This window comes from Ectobacillus sp. JY-23, assembly GCF_023022965.1.
In the GTDB taxonomy this organism is placed as follows: domain Bacteria; phylum Bacillota; class Bacilli; order Bacillales; family Bacillaceae_G; genus Ectobacillus.
Genome location: NZ_CP095462.1, coordinates 1813336 through 1832170, shown reverse-complemented (window position 1 = coordinate 1832170; position 18835 = coordinate 1813336). Strand labels below are relative to the sequence as shown.

Below are 18835 nucleotides of genomic sequence, written 5' to 3'. Positions count from 1 at the left end.
ATTTACCCGAAGGTGAGGAGAAGTTGATGAAAGTTTCGTATCACGGTCATTCAGTAGTGAAGATTGAAGTGAAGGACAAGGTCATTTTAATTGATCCATTTTTGACGGGAAATCCTACAACTGATTTGCGTGCTGCAGATGTGAAAGTAGATGTAATCTTATTAACGCACGGCCATAATGACCATGTAGGAGATACAGTTGCGCTCGCAAAGGAGAATGATGCGCTGGTTATTGCACCATTTGAACTAGCAACACTTTTGGGGTGGAAGGGTGTCAAAGTACATCCGATGCATATCGGAGGAGCGCATACGTTTGATTTTGGTACCGTTAAATTGACACAAGCGTTTCATGGCTCTTCGTATACAGATGAAGAAACAAAGACAATTACATATACAGGGATGCCTGCTGGTATTTTGGTTACTGCGGAAGGAAAAACAGTGTATCATGCGGGGGATACCGCATTGTTCTCTGATATGAAGCTGATTGGCTCTCGTCATAAAATCGATGTAGCATTTTTACCAATAGGAGACAACTTTACGATGGGCCCCGATGATGCGGCACTTGCAGCAGAGTGGCTGCAAGCAAACGTGACTGTACCCATGCATTACAATACGTTTCCAGTTATTGAACAAGATCCGCATGCGTTTGTGCAAAGTTTACCGAAAGATAGAGGGCGTGTACTTACAGTCGGAGAAGCAATCGAATTATAAGAGAGAAAAGGCAGCGAAAAATCCGCTGCCTTTTTGTAACATAGCGGTGTATGGAATTCATTTCAATCTCATCTCTTATGTACCAATGGATTAGAAGCACAAAAAGGGTACCTCTCCAAATTCTTGTACCGACTGAACTGAATTGTCAGGTAATAGATTGAATTCCTACGATTAAAAGTCTTTTGAAAGGATTGCGCCATGATTTTATCTTTCACTTGGAGTATGGGTATATGCTGATTATAGTAAACATTTTCGCATGCTATTCCCCACTGGGACGAAAGACTGGAATAGAAGAGCGTTAACCATCCCGTCAGAATCATCTATTGTTAAAATATGGATTAATATCCTGTTCCGTAATTAAAATACAGGTACCGTACGATATGACGACATTTTTGAAATGCTTTGTACAACAGTATAAGAGATGGTCTGTTAGTGTTGTTCATCTGTGCGGTTGAAGAAGAATATTTCAGTATTGCCTGTTTTAGTCGTTCTAGTTGATATTTATAATTTGGCGAGATCTTTTATTTTGTATCAATGCGTGTGTTCATTTTGATAAAATTTATACATCCATAAACTTAGAATTGCAGGGAGGAACGATATTGAGGGACACCTGATCACAAGATGTACCCTCGCTCGTGGTCCGCGAGACGCAGTTGCGGTACACCTAAACTCAGATGTACCCTCGCTTGTGGTCCGCAAGACGCAGTTGCGGTACACTTAAACTCAGATGTACCCTCGCTCGTGGTCCGCGAGACGCAGTTGCGGTACACCTAAACTCAGATGTACTCTCCCGTGATCCTTTAGCCTAGCGTTATACCCGTATTAAGAATAAAACGCATATTTGTTCAAAGGTTGCAAAGTAAGTGTAAAATAATCCCCATCCTTTCAACAGGTGGCGATTATTTTATGCTTACGAACAATCTCACATCTTTAGGTGTCTAAGCCAAACAGATGGAGGTAAGGAAAGGATGCTAGCAATGTCCTAAGTTCAATCCGTTAACGAGAAACTTATAAAATAAAACCGCTTAGGACCATTAACATATTCAGTCCAATATGCCATATGACAGCAGGATATATACTTTCAGCTTTTACCGTAATCCAGCCATAAAAAAAGCCACCCATGGAGAACAACAAGCAAATCAGCCAAGGGAAACCGAGGGAGTAGTGTTGTAATCCAAATCCAAGACTTGTAATGGCAATTCCCCAGCTTGCTCCAAAATGCGTAGAAAAACGCGTCAACAAAATACCTCTCCAAATAAGCTCTTCAAGGCTGGCATTGATAAGAGCGAAAGCAATCGCTAGCCACCATACTTTATAATGAGAAATGTCTTCGTTTTTCAGAATAAAAGGAAGAAAAATGAATAGATTGATGCACAAAGCGATGCACAAAAAATAGCGGATTTGTACAGGAGGTAAACGCTATGGCTGCAGCGGAACGTATACGATGCGCCTCCATCTTGGTTTACCTATATAATTTGTCAATGTAAGCTTGTATATAAGAGACAATAGCACAAACGGTAATACAACGTATAAAAGATACAAACGTTGCCATACAATGCCCCATTTTTTGCTTGTTATCTAAAGATATGTAGCAGAGAAATCCTATGCTGAATAAAAACACTGTCCAAAATAAAGTACATGGTTGCTTGGTAACATAAGAGTAGATGGTATAAAAACCAAGCACACAGGAAAACAGTAGAAGATTGGTTTGTATACAGATAAGTAGTAAGCTAAAGAAGAGCAGGAATATAACAGGTTGCGGCTTCAACGGGAGTCCTCCTAACATTCTAACCCCCTTATATTCTACTTTTATCATCCTGTTTTCTTTAGGGGAGAGAATGTTGTTGTTAAAAAAATAATACAGTTTCATGAGTTTGGAGTGTAACAGTTTGGGAATTATAGTATACTGGCAGTACAAACAATAACGCGGAAAGAAAGATTGGTGAAGCTACTTGGCTACGAAACATAATCAAATACTAGAACATATCAACAGCTTGCCGGTAGGACACAAGATTTCGGTCCGGCAAATCGCAAAGGATTTGAATGTAAGCGAGGGGACTGCCTACAGAGCGATTAAAGATGCGGAAAATAAAGGCTATGTAAGTACAATTGAACGTGTAGGTACCATTCGCATTGAAAAGAAAAAGAAAGAAAACATTGAAAAGCTCACCTATGCAGAGGTTGTCAACATTGTTGACGGTCAGGTACTCGGAGGCAGAGAGGGTTTACATAAAACGCTGAATAAATTTGTTATCGGTGCCATGAAGCTGGAAGCTATGATGCGATATACAGGAGCGGGAAATCTACTGATTATCGGAAATCGTACACAGGCGCATCAATTGGCCCTTGAAGCTGGCGCGGCAGTTCTAATCACAGGGGGCTTTGATACAGAAGAACATGTAAAGCGCCTTGCAGACGAATTGAAGCTACCGATTATCTCAAGCAGCTACGACACATTTACAGTCGCAACACTAATCAATCGTGCCATTTATGATCAACTTATCAAAAAAGAAATTGTACTAGTAGAGGACATTTTAACGCCGCTTGAGGAAACGATTTTTCTAAAGCCGCAGGATACAGTCGAGGAGTGGCATCGTTATAATGAGCAAACGATGCATGGACGCTATCCGATTGTCGATGATAACATGAAAGTAATTGGTATGATTACATCTAAAGATGTAATCGGGGTGCAAGTTCATACACTGGTCGAAAAGGTAATGACTAAAAGTCCGATTACAGTCAGCGGAAAAATTTCTGTTGCATCTGCGGCACGCATGATGGTATGGGAAGGCATTGAATTGTTGCCGGTTGTTGATGAAGGCAATCGTTTGCAAGGTATTATCAGCAGGCAGGACGTATTGCAAGCACTGCAGATGATTCAGCGCCAGCCGCAGGTTGGAGAGACGATTGAAGATATTGTAACCAATCAATTCTTAAATACAAAAGAAGCAAAAACTGAAAATGTATATCGTTTCTCTGTAACACCGCAAATGACAAACTCAATTGGGACACTGTCATACGGTGTATTTACAACAATTGTTACTGAAGCAACAAACCGGATACTTCGTTCTTATAAAAAGGGAGATCTAATTGTTGAAAATTTGACCATTTATTTTGTTAAACCTATTCAAATTGATACAGTGATTGAAGTCGCGCCGAAGGTCATGGAGATTGGTCGCAAATTTGGAAAGGTCGATGTCGAGGTATATCAAGAGGGTGATGTAGTTGGTAAAGCGTTATTGATGGTACAGCTTATTGATCGTTAATATCATATGAAAAAGCCGCGTTTGCGGCTTTTGTTTTTTCTCATTTGAGCTCTTCAGCTTCCTTAATAGCAAGCGGAAGAAAATGCTTATACTGGCGAAATCCATTGTAAGCGACCAATCCGCCGTAGATAAGAAAAATTGCTCCTACAACGCGGCTTGTTGTTGTGTCCCATACGAAAAACTGATTCAAACCGAAGAATGCGACAAAGAGCCCTAGTGCAATTCCTGATTTTCCTGACAGCCAACGTTTTTCCATTGGGCGCTGTGTGCGAAAATATCTTGTCTTGTAGAATAGATAAAGTACAAATGAAACGATGATTAAAAATACGAAAATAAGCATGCATAATCCCCCATTTGTGGTTAATGGAAATAGAATTGGAAAACAAATCTTCTTTTTGAACGAGAAAGAAAGCTGGATTACGTGCGGCGAAGGGGATGTCTCATAAGATAAGATATACAGAGAATAGGTATACCTAACACGAGACTCTTATAATTCCTAATGGCAATAGCATAGCGCCCATTTTTCTTTCCAATCTAAAAAATAGTCTTTCGTTCATTACTTCTTATTTTAACGAAAATATTCTGATAGATGAAGTCTTTTCGTATATAATGATAGATATAAAAAGGAGGGAAGGAAATGAAAGAGCAAATTTTAGAAAAAATTAGACAGTATGACACCATTATTATTCATCGTCATGTTAGACCAGATCCTGACGCACTTGGCTCGCAATGCGGTCTTGGTGTTATGCTGCAAGATTCGTTTCCGGATAAGCGTGTTTATATGGTGGGTGAGGATGAAGAAACACTATCTTATATGCGTGTGATGGATCAAATAGATGACCGTACATATGAAGAAGCGCTTGTAATTGTATGTGATACGGCAAATCAAGAGCGTGTGTGCGATCAGCGTTATAAAACAGGAGCATATGTAATTAAAATTGATCATCATCCAAATGAAGACCCGTATGGTGATATGCTATGGGTGGAAACATCGGCAAGTTCTTGTAGTGAGATGATTTATGAGCTCTATCTTCATGGTAAGGAGTCAGGACTTCGCATGGGCATAGAGGCAGCTCGCCTTATTTTTGCTGGTATTGTAGGAGATACGGGCCGATTTATTTATCCAAGTACATCAGCGAAAACACTTCGTTATGCATCTGAGTTAACGGAGATGGGTGTTTCGTTTCCGACCCTATACGAAGAAATGTATAAAACAAGCCCTCGTTTGGCTAAATTGAACGGATATATTTTGCAAAACTTTGAGATGAACGAACAAGGTGCCGCATTTGTTAAAATTACACGTGATGTATTACGACAATTTGATGTAAAGCCTTCAGAAGCTTCAGGTGTAGTAAGTATACTAGGAAATATCGACGGGTTGAAAGCATGGGTATTGTTTTTGGAAGAGGAAGATTCCATTCGTGTACGCTTGCGTTCAAAAGGAATTGTAATTAATACGTTAGCTATGAAGTACAACGGCGGTGGGCACCCGCTAGCTTCCGGCGCGACAGTGTATTCATGGGACGAAGCAGACCGTGTAGTAGCTGAACTCACAGCTCTTTGCGAAGGATACTAAAAATAAGCGAGCTTGTGCATCAAGCTCGCCTTATTTTTAAGGAGATGTCCAGTGTTGTATCAAAGTAAATCGTACGGACCTCAAAGCGATATAAGAATTCATCGCGTTTGTATATTTTGTTTTCAATTGCTTTAGACAATAGCTCTTTATGATCAGCAACTGTGGCAACGCTCTTGTTTAATAGATTTTGTAGCTCTCCTTTAATATCGGTTGTGAGGCTGTGAACAGCCAAGCTATCCAAATGTACCTCATCATGATTGATAATCTCAATCTGTATATCTTGTACTGTTAGTGTTTTTCTTATTTCCTCATTACTTCTTTGTTTGTCTTCCATTAGATGGTGATATGCCTTTTCTAACTGATTGATTTCATTTTGGCGCATCAATAAAAGTCGCTGCTGCTTCTCTTGTAGTTCACCGTACACAAATAAAAAAATGCCCCAGCTGATGATGCCGCCGATTGCCATACTTGCAAATGCAACGCGCCATAAGGGGGAGCGATAGAGCGGTGGTATTCTCATACGTGCTCATCCGTTAACCATTTAATGACTGTTAAGCCAGTCTGCATGCCCCCTGCAGCAAATAAAATTAATAAACCTTGGCGAAATACATGTTGAATTTCACCTTGAAATAAGCCGCGTTCTAAACTGTAAAAGGTATCAAAGGTACCGCCAATAGCGGCTATTAGCGCCCAAATCCGCAATGTATCTGCAAAACGTGCAATCATTGTCAAAGGAGGCTGCCCCATCAGAAATGAACCTAGCCCGCCGATTAAAGAACCGCCTAGCATTACACCAAATGCAATAAAATAGCTAGTAACAAGCAGTGATAAAAATGTTTGTTTAACCTCCATACTTCTCCTCCCTTACTTATGTAAGTGTGAATAGCATATGTAAATAACAAAGTGCATGCAAATCACTATAGTTTACTAGGCATATGCTTTTTTTCAGCACTGACCGCAATGATATGTTCGTTCTTCTCTCCTATCTAAACGGACAGTATTTTTTGGCTCTTGAAAGTTCGTTTTTTGATTGACAACATCAGGCTTTAGCATAGCCATTCTATTCATATATATGGCCAAGGGACAAGGAGTATGTTTTGATTTACCCGAAGTCGACTCTTATAATGAAAACAAAGACTAAAAAGTGAGGGCGTACGAGTGAATTTTGTACATTTACAGTGTCAAACCGTATACAGTTTATTAAAAAGTACATGCGCGATTGAACAAGTAGTAAAGCGTGCAAAAGAACTAGGTATGGAGGCGCTGGCCATTACAGATGAAAATGTCATGTACGGCGTTATTCCATTTTATAAAGCTTGTAAGAAAGAGGGTATCAAGCCCATTATTGGTTTAACAGCTTCTGTTTTGGGAGGAAATACTTCATATCCGCTTGTGCTGCTAGCGGAGAATGAAATTGGCTATCGAAATTTAATTAAAATCTCCAGCAGTATTATGACAAAAGCAAAAGAAGGTATTCCCAAGCAATGGTTATCTCGCTATGCCGAAGGAATTATTGCCATTTCTCCAGGACAACAAGGGGAAATTGAACAAAAGCTATTGAACCGTCAAGAACAAGAAGCGCTTGAGACTGTCCAGCAGTATAAATCTATGTTTTCATCTTTTTATCTGAGCATCCAAAATCATGATTTGATACAGGAGCAGTGGTTGCAGGCAAGATTATATCAATTGCATTTGGAAGCAGGCGTTCCATTAGTGGCATTAAACGATGTGCGTTATGTTCATAAGTCAGAGGCTTCGTTGCACGATTGTTTGCTTTGTATTGAGGAAGGTGTACTTGTTACTGACGAAAAGCGCACGCGAATGGAGTCTGAGGAATATTGGCTAAAATCACCAGAGGAAATGGAAAAGCTGTTTCGTGATATGCCAGAAGCCCTTGTAAACACAACGGAAATTGCTGCAAAGTGTGAAGTTGAAATTGAACTTGGTGTGCAGCGCTTACCGAAGTTTCCAGTACCAGTTGCAGAAACAGCAGATCACTATTTACGCAGTCTTTGCGAACAGGCCCTGCTAAAGCGCTGTCCACATGCGGATGCGCGTTATCATGAACGTTTGCATCATGAATTAGAAGTTATTGCACGCATGGGCTTTAGCGATTATTTCTTAATCGTATGGGATTTTATGCAATACGCGCATAAACAAAATATCTTAACGGGACCGGGGCGAGGCTCTGCAGCAGGCTCTCTTGTCTCGTATGTGCTACAGATTACCGATATTGATCCCATTGCGTATGACCTGCTATTTGAGCGTTTTTTAAATCCAGAGCGTATCACATTGCCAGATATTGATATTGACTTCCCGGATATTCGCCGAGATGAAATCATTCGCTACGTGGCAAATAAATACGGAAAACTTCATGTTGCTCAAATTGTTACGTTCGGTACGTTGGCAGCTAAGGCGGCTGTACGTGATATTGCAAGAGCGCACGGGCTGGACCCAAAAGAAATCGATCGCTTTTCAAAAGCCATTCCATCCAAGCCAGGAACGAGTTTGGAGTCTGCTTATCATCAATCAGAAAGATTGCGAGAATACGTCCACAGTACACCTCTATATGAACGTATATTTGAGCTTGCCCGGCAGGCTGAGGGGTTGCCACGTCATACATCTGTGCACGCAGCGGGTGTGATTGTTAGCGATGAACCGCTAACTGAACATGTAGCTATTCAAGAAGGGCATGAAGTGTATATTACGCAGTATCCAGCAGAAGCACTTGAAGGAATTGGTATGTTGAAAATGGATTTTCTTGGGCTCCGTAATCTTACTGTGCTTGAGAATGTAATTCGCTACATAAAGCGTACAGAAAAAAAGGACATTTATCTACAGGAACTACCGCTTGATGATGAAAACACATTTCGTTTACTTGGAGAAGGAGACACGACAGGCGTATTTCAGCTTGAGTCACAAGGCATGCGAAATGTATTAAAGAACTTACGACCAAATGCCTTTGAAGATCTTATAGCTGTCAATGCGTTGTACCGGCCAGGACCTATGGAGCAAATTCCAAATTTTATTGAGGCTAAGCACGGCCGCCATAAGATTCATTATATACATCCCCATTTAGAGCCCATTTTAAAGCGAACATATGGCGTGATTGTATATCAGGAGCAGATTATGCAAATTGCTTCGCAAATTGCGGGATTTTCTCTCGGAGAAGCCGATTTATTGCGGCGTGCTGTCAGTAAAAAGAAACGTGATATTTTAGACGAAGAGCGCCGTCATTTTGTACAGGGCTGCTTACAAAATGGTTATGAGGAACAAGCAGCCAATGAAATATATGATTTGATTGTCCGTTTTGCAGATTATGGGTTCAATCGTAGCCATGCTGCAGCATATAGTATGATTTCTTATCAGCTTGCGTACCTGAAGGCTAACTATCCGCTCGCTTTTATGGCGGCGCTATTGTCAAGTGCAATCGGTAATGAGGAAAAGTTGGCGCAGTATGTGAATGAAGCGAAGCGCAAGGGAATCCCAATTTTACCCCCTTCTATTCAAAGCAGTGGGTATCGATTTGAACCAGAACAAGGAAGTATTAGATACAGTTTGCTTGCAATTCGAAATATAGGGGGCGCCACGGTCAAAGAAATAATAGAAGAGAGACAGAAAGGGAGGTATAGGGATTTATTTGACTTCTGTGTACGGCTACCATCACGCGTTGTGGCACGTCGCAACTTAGAGACGTTTATTTATGCCGGATGCTTTGATGAATTTGCATCTCGCAGTACCTTACTTGCGAGTTTGGATACAGCCCTTGAATATAGGGAACTCGTGAGACCTGCTGAAGAGAGCGTGTTTTTGGACGAGGAATTGATTCCGAAACCAATATATAAAGAGGCGATAGAGCCCAATTTTATGGAAATGCTACAGCGAGAAAAAGAGGTAATCGGCTTTTATATATCAGCGTCTCCTATTACGCCTTACAAGAAGTTAATTGAAGATCTTCGCTTGCCTTCTCTCCAAAAAGCGTCAGAGGAGACGAAGAAATCCTTTCGTGTCATAGCGTTCATTACAAGAAGTAATATCATCCGAACAAAAAATCTGCAGAAGATGGCCTTTTTGACATTAGGTGATGAAACAGAAGTGGAGGCAGTGATGTTCCCGGACACATACTTGCTGTTTGGTCATCAAATTATGGAAAATCAATTGATGCTAATAGAGTGTACGCTCGGTGTGAGGAATGGGAAAAAGCAATGGGTGGTTACAGGGTTGTATAAATTAGACGAACCTGATGCGTATGAACGGCATAGAGAAAGTGTGGTGTATATCAAACTGCCATCTGAAGCTGATAAACGTATGCAACAGGAAGTCATGACCAATGCTTATCACTATCCCGGCTATGCGAAAACTTTAATTTATTATGAAAAAGAACATAAAATGATACAATTATCACGTATGCTTTTTGTTCAGCCAAGTGAAGAATGTTTACAAGCGCTTAAGAAAATCGCGGGTGAAAAAAATGTTGTGTGCAAATAATGATGGATTTTTTTTCGAATATCTCGTATAGTAAAAAGTAGCACTTGTGGTCAGACCACTAAAGAACAATCGAGGCAATAAAAGATATTGAGGAGAGTGGATGGTTTGTCAACACTTCGTGAAGAAGCACTTCACATGCATAGAGTGCATCAAGGAAAACTAGAAACAGTATCAAAAGTAAAAGTAGAAAACGCAAAAGATTTAAGTCTTGCGTATTCTCCGGGTGTAGCGGAGCCGTGTAAAGCGATTTACGATGATAAAACAAAAGTATATGAATATACAATGAAGGGCAATATGGTAGCGGTAGTAACTGACGGTACAGCTGTGCTTGGTCTAGGAAACATTGGCCCGGAAGCATCACTGCCCGTTATGGAAGGAAAAGCAGTATTGTTTAAAAGCTTCGCGGGTGTAGACGCATTTCCTTTAGCACTAAATACAAACGATGTAGATAAAATTGTTGAAACCGTGAAGTTATTGGAGCCAACATTTGGCGGTGTGAACCTAGAGGACATCGCAGCACCAAATTGCTTTATCATTGAAGAGCGTTTGAAGAAAGAAACAAATATACCAATCTTCCATGATGACCAGCACGGTACTGCAATTGTAACAGTAGCGGGTCTGGTGAATGCATTAAAGCTTGTCGGTAAACAAATGAAGAATATTAAAGTTGTCGCAAACGGTGCTGGTGCAGCCGGAATCGCAATTATGAAACTTTTATACCACTATGGTGTACGCGACATTATTATGTGCGATACAAAGGGTGCTATCTATGAAGGACGTACACAAGGCATGAATGCTGTTAAAGATGAGATAGCAAAATATACGAACCGTGATCGTCTACAAGGTACTTTAGAAGATGTAATCAAAGGTGCGGATGTATTTATCGGTGTATCTGTAGAAGGTGCGTTAACGCAAGAAATGATTCGCACAATGAACGAAAATGCAATCATTTTTGCTATGGCAAACCCCAATCCAGAAATTATGCCAGCAGAAGCGAAAGCAGCAGGCGCTGCGGTAGTTGGCACAGGGCGTTCGGATTTCCCGAACCAAGTAAACAATGTATTAGCATTTCCAGGAATCTTCCGTGGTGCGCTTGATACGCACGCAACGCAAATTAACGAAGATATGAAAATAGCTGCTGTACAAGCTATTGCGGAGCTTGTCTCTGATGAAGAGTTGACAGCGGATTATATTATTCCAAGACCGTTCGATCCACGCGTCGCACCACAAGTAGCTGCCTATGTTGCAAAAGCAGCCATGGAAACTGGGGTGGCAAGACGTAAAGTGGATCCAGAAGAAGTAGCCCAAAAAACAAGAGACTTAGCCATAATCGGCAAGTAAGTGAGGAATGTGTATTGACAGCGCAGTCTAAGGTATATCTTGAGATTGTTCAACAAATTCGTATGATTATGGAAGAAGATGGATTGGTGGCCGGTGACCGCCTTCCTTCTGAAAGAGATTTAAGCGTTCGTTTGAATGTTGGCAGGTCATCTGTAAGAGAAGCACTTCGGGCTCTTGAACTTGTTGGACTGATTGAAACGCGACGCGGCGAAGGAACGTTTATTAGAAACTATGAGCACGGGATCGTTCAATTGATTGCGCGCTTTGTGTTGCAGGATGAGAAAACAAAAGGCGATTTGCTTCAAGTAAAGCGCTTAGTTGAACAGGATGCTGTTCGATTGTTGTGTCAAAAAGAAAACGAATGGAGCAATCCAGATTTCGAAAATGAACATGCCTTCTGGAAGGATGCTTTTAAGCGTACGGATAATCACCTGTTATATCGTATTTGGTTTATTGTTAGTGAGTATGCTGCTCATCTAGAAAAGGCGCCTACGCGTGAATTATATATACAATTGTATGAAGCCATCAAAAAGCGTGACGAAGCGGAGGCGCTACGCTTACATGATGCTCTAAATTTGTCGAGACAACTGTGACACGTTATGACAAATATCGTATCTCACTACGAGTAAAGTATAGATAAAAGTTAGCTTGTCACGGGTTATTCCCATGCAGGCGGCGTTCCTAAAGGAGGGGGTTAATATGCTAAGAGATCTATTCTTAAAGAAAAAGAAATACGCGGCTGTTCCTTCAGAACAAATGAGAAAAGACGTGCCAGACGGCGTGATGACCAAATGTCCGAGCTGTAAAAAAATCATGTATACAAAAGAACTTTTAAAAAACTTAAAGGTTTGTATCAACTGTGGACATCATCATCAAATGAATGCGTATGAGCGTTTGGAAAGCTTGCTTGATGAAGGTACGTTTCGCGAATATGACAAAGAGATGATTTCAGTAAATCCTCTTCATTTTCCTGGTTACGAGGAAAAGCTGGAAGGCGACCGAAAGAAAACCAATTTAAACGAAGCTGTTGTTACAGGTGAAGGTACCATTGACGATATGTTAGTTGTTGTAGCTGTTATGGACGCTCGTTTCCGTATGGGAAGTATGGGTTCCGTTGTAGGAGAAAAAATCGCAAGAGCAGTGGAAAAAGCGAGAGAGCTTCATGTTCCTTTCATTATTTTTACTGCTTCAGGCGGAGCTCGCATGCAGGAAGGCATTTTGAGCTTAATGCAAATGGCGAAAACGAGCGTAGCATTAAAACGATATAGCGAAGAAGGCGGCCTTATTATCTCAGTTATGACACACCCAACTACTGGAGGGGTGTCAGCGAGCTTTGCTTCACTCGGTGATTATAATTTTGCGGAGCCAGGTGCACTGATTGGCTTTGCTGGTCGCCGTGTAATTGAGCAAACTGTACGCGAAGAACTACCGGAAGATTTTCAAACTGCAGAATTTTTACTGGATCATGGGCAATTAGATGCAGTTATCAATCGTTTGGAGATGCGGGAGACCTTGCGCAAAGTTGTGGAGCTTCACCAAGGGGAGGAAACGACGATATGGCAGAGCTAGAGTTTGAGAAACCTATATCACAGCTACGGAGCAAAATTCGGGAGTTAAAAGAATATACGAAAAACAGCAGTATGGATTTTAGTGGAGAAATTCGTATATTAGAAGCCAAACTTGAAAACTTGGAAAATGAGATTTACAGCAACATGGGTGTTTGGGATAGAGTCCAAATTGCTCGCCATCCGGAACGACCGACTACATTGGATTATATTGAACGATTGTTCACAAACTTTTTTGAGTGTCATGGCGATCGATTGTATGGCGATGATGCGGCCATCGTTGGTGGTATTGCAAAATATAAAGGGTTGCCGGTGACCGTTATTGGTCATCAGCGCGGTAAAGACACCAAAGAAAATATCCGCCGCAATTTTGGCATGCCTCATCCTGAGGGATACCGTAAAGCATTGCGTTTGATGAAGCAAGCGGAGAAATTTAAGCGACCTATCATTTGTTTTATTGATACGAAAGGTGCGTACCCTGGTAAGGCCGGCGAAGAACGTGGACAAAGTGAAGCGATTGCGCGAAATTTATTTGAAATGGCAGGGTTAACAGTACCTGTTGTTTGCATCGTTATCGGCGAAGGTGGTAGCGGGGGAGCGCTAGGTCTTGGGGTAGGCAATTATGTGTATATGCTCGAAAATTCGACGTACTCCGTTATTTCACCAGAAGGAGCAGCCGCCATTCTGTGGAAGGATGCATCTAAGGCCAAGGAAGCGGCAGAGGCCATGGGGATAACTGCATCAGATTTAAAGCGATTGGATGTCATTGATGAAATTATTCCTGAAGTGCGTGGCGGTGCACATCGCGATATTCCGCAACAAGCGTTGTATATTGATGAAGTGCTAACCAAAGCACTGGGAACATTGTTGAAAATGAAGCCCGAGCAACTCATTGAACAGCGCTATCATAAATACATGAAAATGGGAGAAAGTACCTTTTCAATAACATCTATGGTATAACGTGCGATCCCTTGATCGCACGTTTTTTATCATTATTTTTAATTTGTGCTACAAACGGTTTCATTTATGTAAATAGCCACATATTTTCCATTGTATTTTTCAGTGTTTTCGTGTATTTTAACGTTGTGGCATGAAGTCTTACCTGTTTGTTTAAGAAGAAGCAGAAGATAAATTGCATAAGTGGGAAATGTAGTGATAAAATATGATGAGGAAAAAGTGCTCTTTACATGAATTAGGCTATTAAAGTGTTTTAATTTTGGAAAAACTATAGATAGTTCGTGAAAGGCAAATATTGTATTGAGGTGAGTGCGGATGAAACGGATAGGTGTTTTAACAAGCGGCGGCGATTCACCTGGAATGAATGCTGCTGTTCGAGCTGTTGTTCGAAAAGCAATTTATCACGATTTGGAAGTATATGGTATTTATCATGGTTATTCTGGTTTAATTGCTGGTCAAATTGAGAAGTTAGAACTAGGTTCTGTAGGTGATATTATTCATCGCGGCGGTACAAAACTTTATTCAGCAAGATGTCCTGAGTTTAAGACATTAGAAGGTCAAATGAAAGGTATTGAACAGTTGAAAAAGTTCGGTATTGAAGGTCTTGTTGTAATCGGCGGAGACGGATCGTATCAAGGTGCAAAAAAGCTTACAGAACATGGTTATCCATGTGTAGGAGTACCTGGTACAATCGACAACGATATTCCGGGAACAGATTTTACGATTGGATTCGATACAGCGTTAAATACAGTAATTGATGCAATTGATAAAATTCGCGATACAGCGACTTCTCATGAGCGTACATATGTAATTGAAGTAATGGGCCGTCATGCTGGGGATATTGCATTATGGGCAGGTTTGGCAGGCGGTGCAGAAACAATTTTAGTGCCGGAAGCGGATTATGATATGGAAGATGTGATTGCACGTTTAAAACGCGGTCATGAGCGCGGTAAAAAGCACAGTATCATTATTGTAGCTGAAGGTGTAGGCAGTGCCGTGGACTTCAGTAAGAAACTTGAAGCCGCGACAGACTTAGAAACACGTGTAACAGTATTAGGACACGTACAGCGCGGTGGTTCTCCAAGTGCGACAGACCGTGTATTGGCAAGTCGTTTAGGAGCGAGAGCTGTTGAGCTTTTAATGGAGGGTAAAGGCGGACGTTGCGTGGGTATCCAAAACAATAAGATTGTTGACCATGATATCATTGAAGCGTTGGCACAAAAGCACACAATTGAGATGGATATGTATCAGCTTTCTAAAGAGCTGTCTATTTAATACACATAATGCAAGTAATTTGGGAACGTTTCCAGTAAAGGCGGAGGTATGTTATGCGTAAAACAAAGATTGTATGTACGATAGGACCTGCAAGTGAAAGTATTGAGAAGCTAACACAATTGATGGATGCAGGCATGAACGTAGCGCGTTTAAATTTCTCTCACGGTAGCCATGAAGAGCATGCGGCTCGTATTCAAACTATTCGTGAAGCAGCGAAGCAAGCAGGAAAAACAGTTGCAATTTTGCTTGATACAAAAGGTCCGGAAATTCGCACACACGATTTCGAGAACGGACAAGCAGAATTAAAAACAGGTGCAGAGGTAACGATTTCAACAGAGCAGGTACTAGGAACAGCTGAGAAGTTTTCTGTTACTTACGCGGGCTTATATGATGATGTAGAAACTGGCTCACGCATCTTAATTGATGACGGTCTAATTGAGTTAGAAGTATTAGAAAAAGCAAATGGCGAGATTCGCACAAAAGTATTGAATAGCGGCATTGTAAAAAACAAAAAAGGCGTAAACGTGCCAAACGTAAGCATCAAATTGCCAGGTATTACAGAAAAAGATGTTCAGGATATCGTATTCGGTATTGAACAAGGCGTAGACTTCATTGCGGCATCTTTTGTTCGTAAAGCGTCTGATGTACTTGAAATTCGTGAGCTTTTAGCTGAGCATAAAGCTTCACACATTCAAATCATTCCAAAAATTGAAAACCAAGAAGGAATCGACAATATTGATGCAATTCTCGAAGTATCTGACGGTTTGATGGTAGCTCGCGGGGATATGGGAGTTGAAATTCCACCTGAAGAAGTACCTCTTGTACAAAAGCGTCTAATCAAAAAGTGCAACTTGCTTGGTAAACCGGTTATCACTGCAACACAAATGTTAGATTCCATGCAACGTAATCCACGCCCAACACGTGCTGAAGCAAGTGACGTAGCAAATGCAATTTTTGATGGTACAGATGCAATTATGCTGTCTGGAGAAACAGCAGCTGGATTGTATCCAGTTGAATCTGTAAAAATGATGGCAACAATTGCTTCTCGTGTAGAACGTTCTTTACAGTATCAAGATATTTTCCGTAAGCGTATGAAAGAGGCAAAAGCATCTATTACTGATGCAATTAGTCAATCGGTTGCACATGCAGCAATGACGCTTGATGTGGCAGCGATTGTAGCGCCTACAGAGAGCGGATATACAGCAAAAATGATTTCTAAATATCGTCCGAAATCTCCAATTGTAGCAGTGACGTCGGATGAGCGTGTATGCCGCAAACTTGCACTTGTATGGGGTGTGCAAGCATACTTAGCAAATGAGAAAGCAACATCTACAGATGAAATGCTTGATACGGCAATTCATACAGGCATGGAAGCAGGCATCATTGGCTTTGGTGATACGGTTGTCATTACAGCAGGTGTACCAATCGGTGAAACAGGTACAACGAACTTGATGAAGATTCATGTTGTGGGCGAGCAACTCGTAAAAGGGCAAGGTCTTGGGCGTAAATCTGCAAAGGGAAAAGCAGTTATCGCGAAAAATGCAGATGAGGCGCTTTCGAAAATGACAGAAGGCGATATTCTTGTTGCGACAAGCACTGATAAAGACATGATGCCAGCAATTGAAAAGGCAGCTGCTCTTGTAGTTGAAGAAGGTGGTTTAACAAGTCATGCTGCAGTCGTGGGGGTATCCATCGGTATTCCTGTAATGGTTGGTGTGCAAAATGCAACATCAATTTTAAAGGATGGCCAAGAGATTACAGTTGATGCTGCACGCGGTATCGTATATAACGGTCACGCAGTAGTGTTGTAATATAAAAAGAGAAGGATATCTATCCTTCTCTTTTTCATAGGGGGATGACGATGAAGCTATTGGTCTTATTGTTGATCTTAATACCAGTAACTGAAGTGTTCGTACTGTTGGCATCAGCACAATGGATTGGGGCGATACCTACATTCGCCATTATGATTGCAACGGCGGTGATTGGAGCGTTTTTAGCTAAACGACAGGGTACATCGTTATTGCAGGATATGCGTACACGGATGGAGCGCGGAGAGATACCCGGTGATACCGTATTGGATGGAGTCTGTATCTTAGTAGGCGGTATATTACTAATGACACCTGGATATGTAACCGACATAGCTGGATTTATTTTGTTGCTTCCTGCAACAAGAGTGGTGGTTAAACAGCTTATCATGAAGAGAATGGAAGCGCACATAAGACGAAAGCAAGTGTTTTAACAGATTCTATTAAAGCTTCAAGTTGCGTGTCAGAAGGTGTGCAGAATTAACGAAAAAAGACCTTGTATGCAAGGTCTTTTTTAAATAGATAAACAGCACATGAAGTGTCTAGATGTTGCTCAGTTCTAGCGATAAGTTGTTTGCGTTTCGTTATTGTGTTCTCCCCTTTATGAATACCCACAAATCGTGAAATACACGTGCATCGTACAGCGTTTTTAATACGACGAGCACAACAGGACCAATAATAAGACCAAGTAGTCCATACAGCTTAAAGCCCACGAAAAGTGCAATTAAGGTCGGAAGTGGTTCAAGACCTATATTGGAAGAAAGTACTTTTGGTTCCATGAGCTGTCTTTGAATAATAACAACAACATACAAGATGAGTAAACCAATGGCAAAAGCAGTATCACCTGTAAACCATACATATAAAATCCAAGGCACAAACACCGCACCTGTACCAAGGTAGGGAAGCAGATCGACCATGCCTGTGATTAATGCAATCGTAATGGCGTAAGGGACGCGAAGCAGAAGCAAGCCAACCAATACAATAATAGTAGTCATAGAAATGAGGGTAAATTGAGCGCGAACAAATCCAAATAATGCTTTTCGTAAGTCCTCAAAAATAGTTCGTCCGTATCCTTGCAGTTTTCCAGGGAGAGCGCGTTCTAAACCATGTGCCATCTTGTACCAATCATTGCTGATAAAAAATGTAGCAAGTAAAATAAAAATGAGCACTGTAACAATATTAGGAAGTGCACCTAAAAAGCCTGTTAGTCCAGTGATAATTCCTGTTAAAAGTAACTTTGCCTTATTTGTCAAATCAATTCCTAAGTTCTGGATGTTTTCTGTAATGGTCTGTTGTTGAGATTCACCAAGGCGGTTAAATCTCATGTTTAAATCATTGTACAGCGGCATAATATTGTGGACGAATATATCTTGGATGTATGCTGCAAGGCGAGGAAATTGTTCAGGAAGAATAGCTAACAAGTAATTTAAAGCGGCGATAGTTTCAATGATAAGCAGCGTTACAATACCGACGAGAGCCCCAAAAATGAGCACAAGAGTCAGAAATACTGCTAGGGCGCGTGGAATGTGAAACTTTTTGTTTAGGAAGTTGACAATAGGGCTAATGAGGTACGCGATGATGAATGCGATGATAAAGGGATAAATGAGCCCGGATGAGTAAAACAATAGGTGAATGATAACGTATATTGCGCTTAAGACAGCTAGCAAACGAAGTCCTGCGTACAATGTATTCTTGGTCAAGAGCTCTCCTCCCTATATTTGTATTTACCATATATTGTACAGCCTGGAAAGAGGAAATGAAAGCACATTCCGCACTCTAAAGAAGGGTTTTTACGGACAGAGAAAAGATTAAAACTTTTTTATAGATTTTTTAAATGGAGACTGGAGAATTG

At 41.0% G+C, this 18835-nt stretch carries 16 protein-coding genes; 11 read left to right on the top strand and 5 right to left on the bottom strand.

The window, feature by feature from the left end; all coding sequences use genetic code 11:
• Positions 1-26: 26 nt before the first annotated feature.
• The gene (locus MUG87_RS09470) at positions 27-710 is read left to right on the top strand and encodes a metal-dependent hydrolase (protein WP_247087205.1); all 684 of its coding nucleotides are present in this window, start codon (positions 27-29) and stop codon (positions 708-710) included.
• A gap of 1008 nt (positions 711-1718) precedes the next feature.
• Here the strand turns inward: MUG87_RS09470 and MUG87_RS09465 are convergent.
• The gene (locus MUG87_RS09465) at positions 1719-2087 is read right to left on the bottom strand and encodes a CPBP family intramembrane glutamic endopeptidase (RefSeq protein WP_247087204.1); all 369 of its coding nucleotides are present in this window, start codon (positions 2085-2087) and stop codon (positions 1719-1721) included.
• A 575-nt stretch (positions 2088-2662) separates the two neighbouring features.
• On the opposite strand from MUG87_RS09465, the gene MUG87_RS09460 reads away from it, so the two are divergent.
• The gene (locus MUG87_RS09460) at positions 2663-3976 is read left to right on the top strand and encodes a DRTGG domain-containing protein (protein WP_247087203.1); all 1314 of its coding nucleotides are present in this window, start codon (positions 2663-2665) and stop codon (positions 3974-3976) included.
• A gap of 40 nt (positions 3977-4016) precedes the next feature.
• Here MUG87_RS09460 and MUG87_RS09455 read toward each other — a convergent pair whose 3' ends face one another.
• Positions 4017-4316 (bottom strand): YtpI family protein, encoded by a 300-nt coding sequence (locus MUG87_RS09455; protein WP_247087202.1) that lies wholly within the window; start codon positions 4314-4316, stop codon positions 4017-4019.
• A 297-nt stretch (positions 4317-4613) separates the two neighbouring features.
• On the opposite strand from MUG87_RS09455, the gene MUG87_RS09450 reads away from it, so the two are divergent.
• On the top strand, positions 4614-5552 hold the full coding sequence (locus tag MUG87_RS09450) for a DHH family phosphoesterase (protein WP_247087201.1): 939 nt from the start codon (positions 4614-4616) through the stop codon (positions 5550-5552).
• 19 nt (positions 5553-5571) lie between these two features.
• Here the strand turns inward: MUG87_RS09450 and ytrI are convergent, their stop codons facing one another.
• Complete coding sequence (gene ytrI / locus MUG87_RS09445; protein WP_247087200.1) at positions 5572-6072, bottom strand: sporulation membrane protein YtrI; 501 nt, start codon at positions 6070-6072, stop codon at positions 5572-5574.
• Positions 6069-6404: a sporulation membrane protein YtrH gene (locus MUG87_RS09440; protein WP_247087199.1), complete on the bottom strand. Its 336-nt coding sequence runs from the start codon at positions 6402-6404 to the stop codon at positions 6069-6071. The genes ytrI and MUG87_RS09440 overlap by 4 nt, the downstream gene beginning before the upstream one ends.
• A 306-nt stretch (positions 6405-6710) precedes the next feature.
• Between MUG87_RS09440 and dnaE the strand changes: the two genes are divergently transcribed.
• From dnaE to MUG87_RS09400, 8 genes are all read left to right on the top strand, one after another.
• A complete protein-coding gene (gene dnaE, locus MUG87_RS09435) occupies positions 6711-10040 on the top strand; it encodes a DNA polymerase III subunit alpha (protein WP_247087198.1) in 3330 nt (1109 codons plus the stop codon).
• A 105-nt stretch (positions 10041-10145) separates the two neighbouring features.
• Positions 10146-11381 (top strand): NADP-dependent malic enzyme, encoded by a 1236-nt coding sequence (locus tag MUG87_RS09430; protein WP_290429021.1) that lies wholly within the window; start codon positions 10146-10148, stop codon positions 11379-11381.
• A gap of 14 nt (positions 11382-11395) precedes the next feature.
• Positions 11396-11974: a FadR/GntR family transcriptional regulator gene (locus tag MUG87_RS09425; RefSeq protein WP_281503689.1), complete on the top strand. Its 579-nt coding sequence runs from the start codon at positions 11396-11398 to the stop codon at positions 11972-11974.
• 106 nt (positions 11975-12080) lie between these two features.
• Positions 12081-12950, top strand: coding sequence for an acetyl-CoA carboxylase, carboxyltransferase subunit beta (gene accD / locus MUG87_RS09420; RefSeq protein ID WP_247087197.1), 870 nt, complete (start codon positions 12081-12083; stop codon positions 12948-12950).
• A complete protein-coding gene (gene accA / locus MUG87_RS09415; protein ID WP_247087196.1) occupies positions 12938-13906 on the top strand; it encodes an acetyl-CoA carboxylase carboxyl transferase subunit alpha in 969 nt (322 codons plus the stop codon). The genes accD and accA overlap by 13 nt, the downstream gene beginning before the upstream one ends.
• A gap of 312 nt (positions 13907-14218) precedes the next feature.
• Positions 14219-15178, top strand: coding sequence for a 6-phosphofructokinase (gene pfkA, locus MUG87_RS09410; protein WP_247087195.1), 960 nt, complete (start codon positions 14219-14221; stop codon positions 15176-15178).
• A gap of 53 nt (positions 15179-15231) precedes the next feature.
• Positions 15232-16989, top strand: a complete 1758-nt coding sequence (gene pyk, locus MUG87_RS09405) for a pyruvate kinase (RefSeq protein ID WP_247087194.1) — start codon at positions 15232-15234, stop codon at positions 16987-16989.
• A gap of 50 nt (positions 16990-17039) precedes the next feature.
• On the top strand, positions 17040-17417 hold the full coding sequence (locus tag MUG87_RS09400) for an FxsA family protein (RefSeq protein WP_247087193.1): 378 nt from the start codon (positions 17040-17042) through the stop codon (positions 17415-17417).
• Between the two features lie 150 nt (positions 17418-17567).
• Here MUG87_RS09400 and ytvI read toward each other — a convergent pair whose 3' ends face one another.
• On the bottom strand, positions 17568-18683 hold the full coding sequence (gene ytvI, locus MUG87_RS09395; protein WP_247087192.1) for a sporulation integral membrane protein YtvI: 1116 nt from the start codon (positions 18681-18683) through the stop codon (positions 17568-17570).
• Between the last annotated feature and the right edge of the window lie 152 nt (positions 18684-18835).

Coding starts and splice junctions, on each gene's coding strand:
- MUG87_RS09400 (WP_247087193.1), top strand. CDS start 17,040: ATGAAGCTATTGGTCTTATTGTTGATCTTAATACCAGTAACTGAAGTG.
- pfkA (WP_247087195.1), top strand. CDS start 14,219: ATGAAACGGATAGGTGTTTTAACAAGCGGCGGCGATTCACCTGGAATG.
- pyk (WP_247087194.1), top strand. CDS start 15,232: ATGCGTAAAACAAAGATTGTATGTACGATAGGACCTGCAAGTGAAAGT.
- MUG87_RS09455 (WP_247087202.1), bottom strand. CDS start 4,316: ATGCTTATTTTCGTATTTTTAATCATCGTTTCATTTGTACTTTATCTA.
- ytrI (WP_247087200.1), bottom strand. CDS start 6,072: ATGAGAATACCACCGCTCTATCGCTCCCCCTTATGGCGCGTTGCATTT.
- MUG87_RS09470 (WP_247087205.1), top strand. CDS start 27: ATGAAAGTTTCGTATCACGGTCATTCAGTAGTGAAGATTGAAGTGAAG.
- MUG87_RS09440 (WP_247087199.1), bottom strand. CDS start 6,404: ATGGAGGTTAAACAAACATTTTTATCACTGCTTGTTACTAGCTATTTT.
- accA (WP_247087196.1), top strand. CDS start 12,938: ATGGCAGAGCTAGAGTTTGAGAAACCTATATCACAGCTACGGAGCAAA.
- accD (WP_247087197.1), top strand. CDS start 12,081: ATGCTAAGAGATCTATTCTTAAAGAAAAAGAAATACGCGGCTGTTCCT.
- MUG87_RS09450 (WP_247087201.1), top strand. CDS start 4,614: ATGAAAGAGCAAATTTTAGAAAAAATTAGACAGTATGACACCATTATT.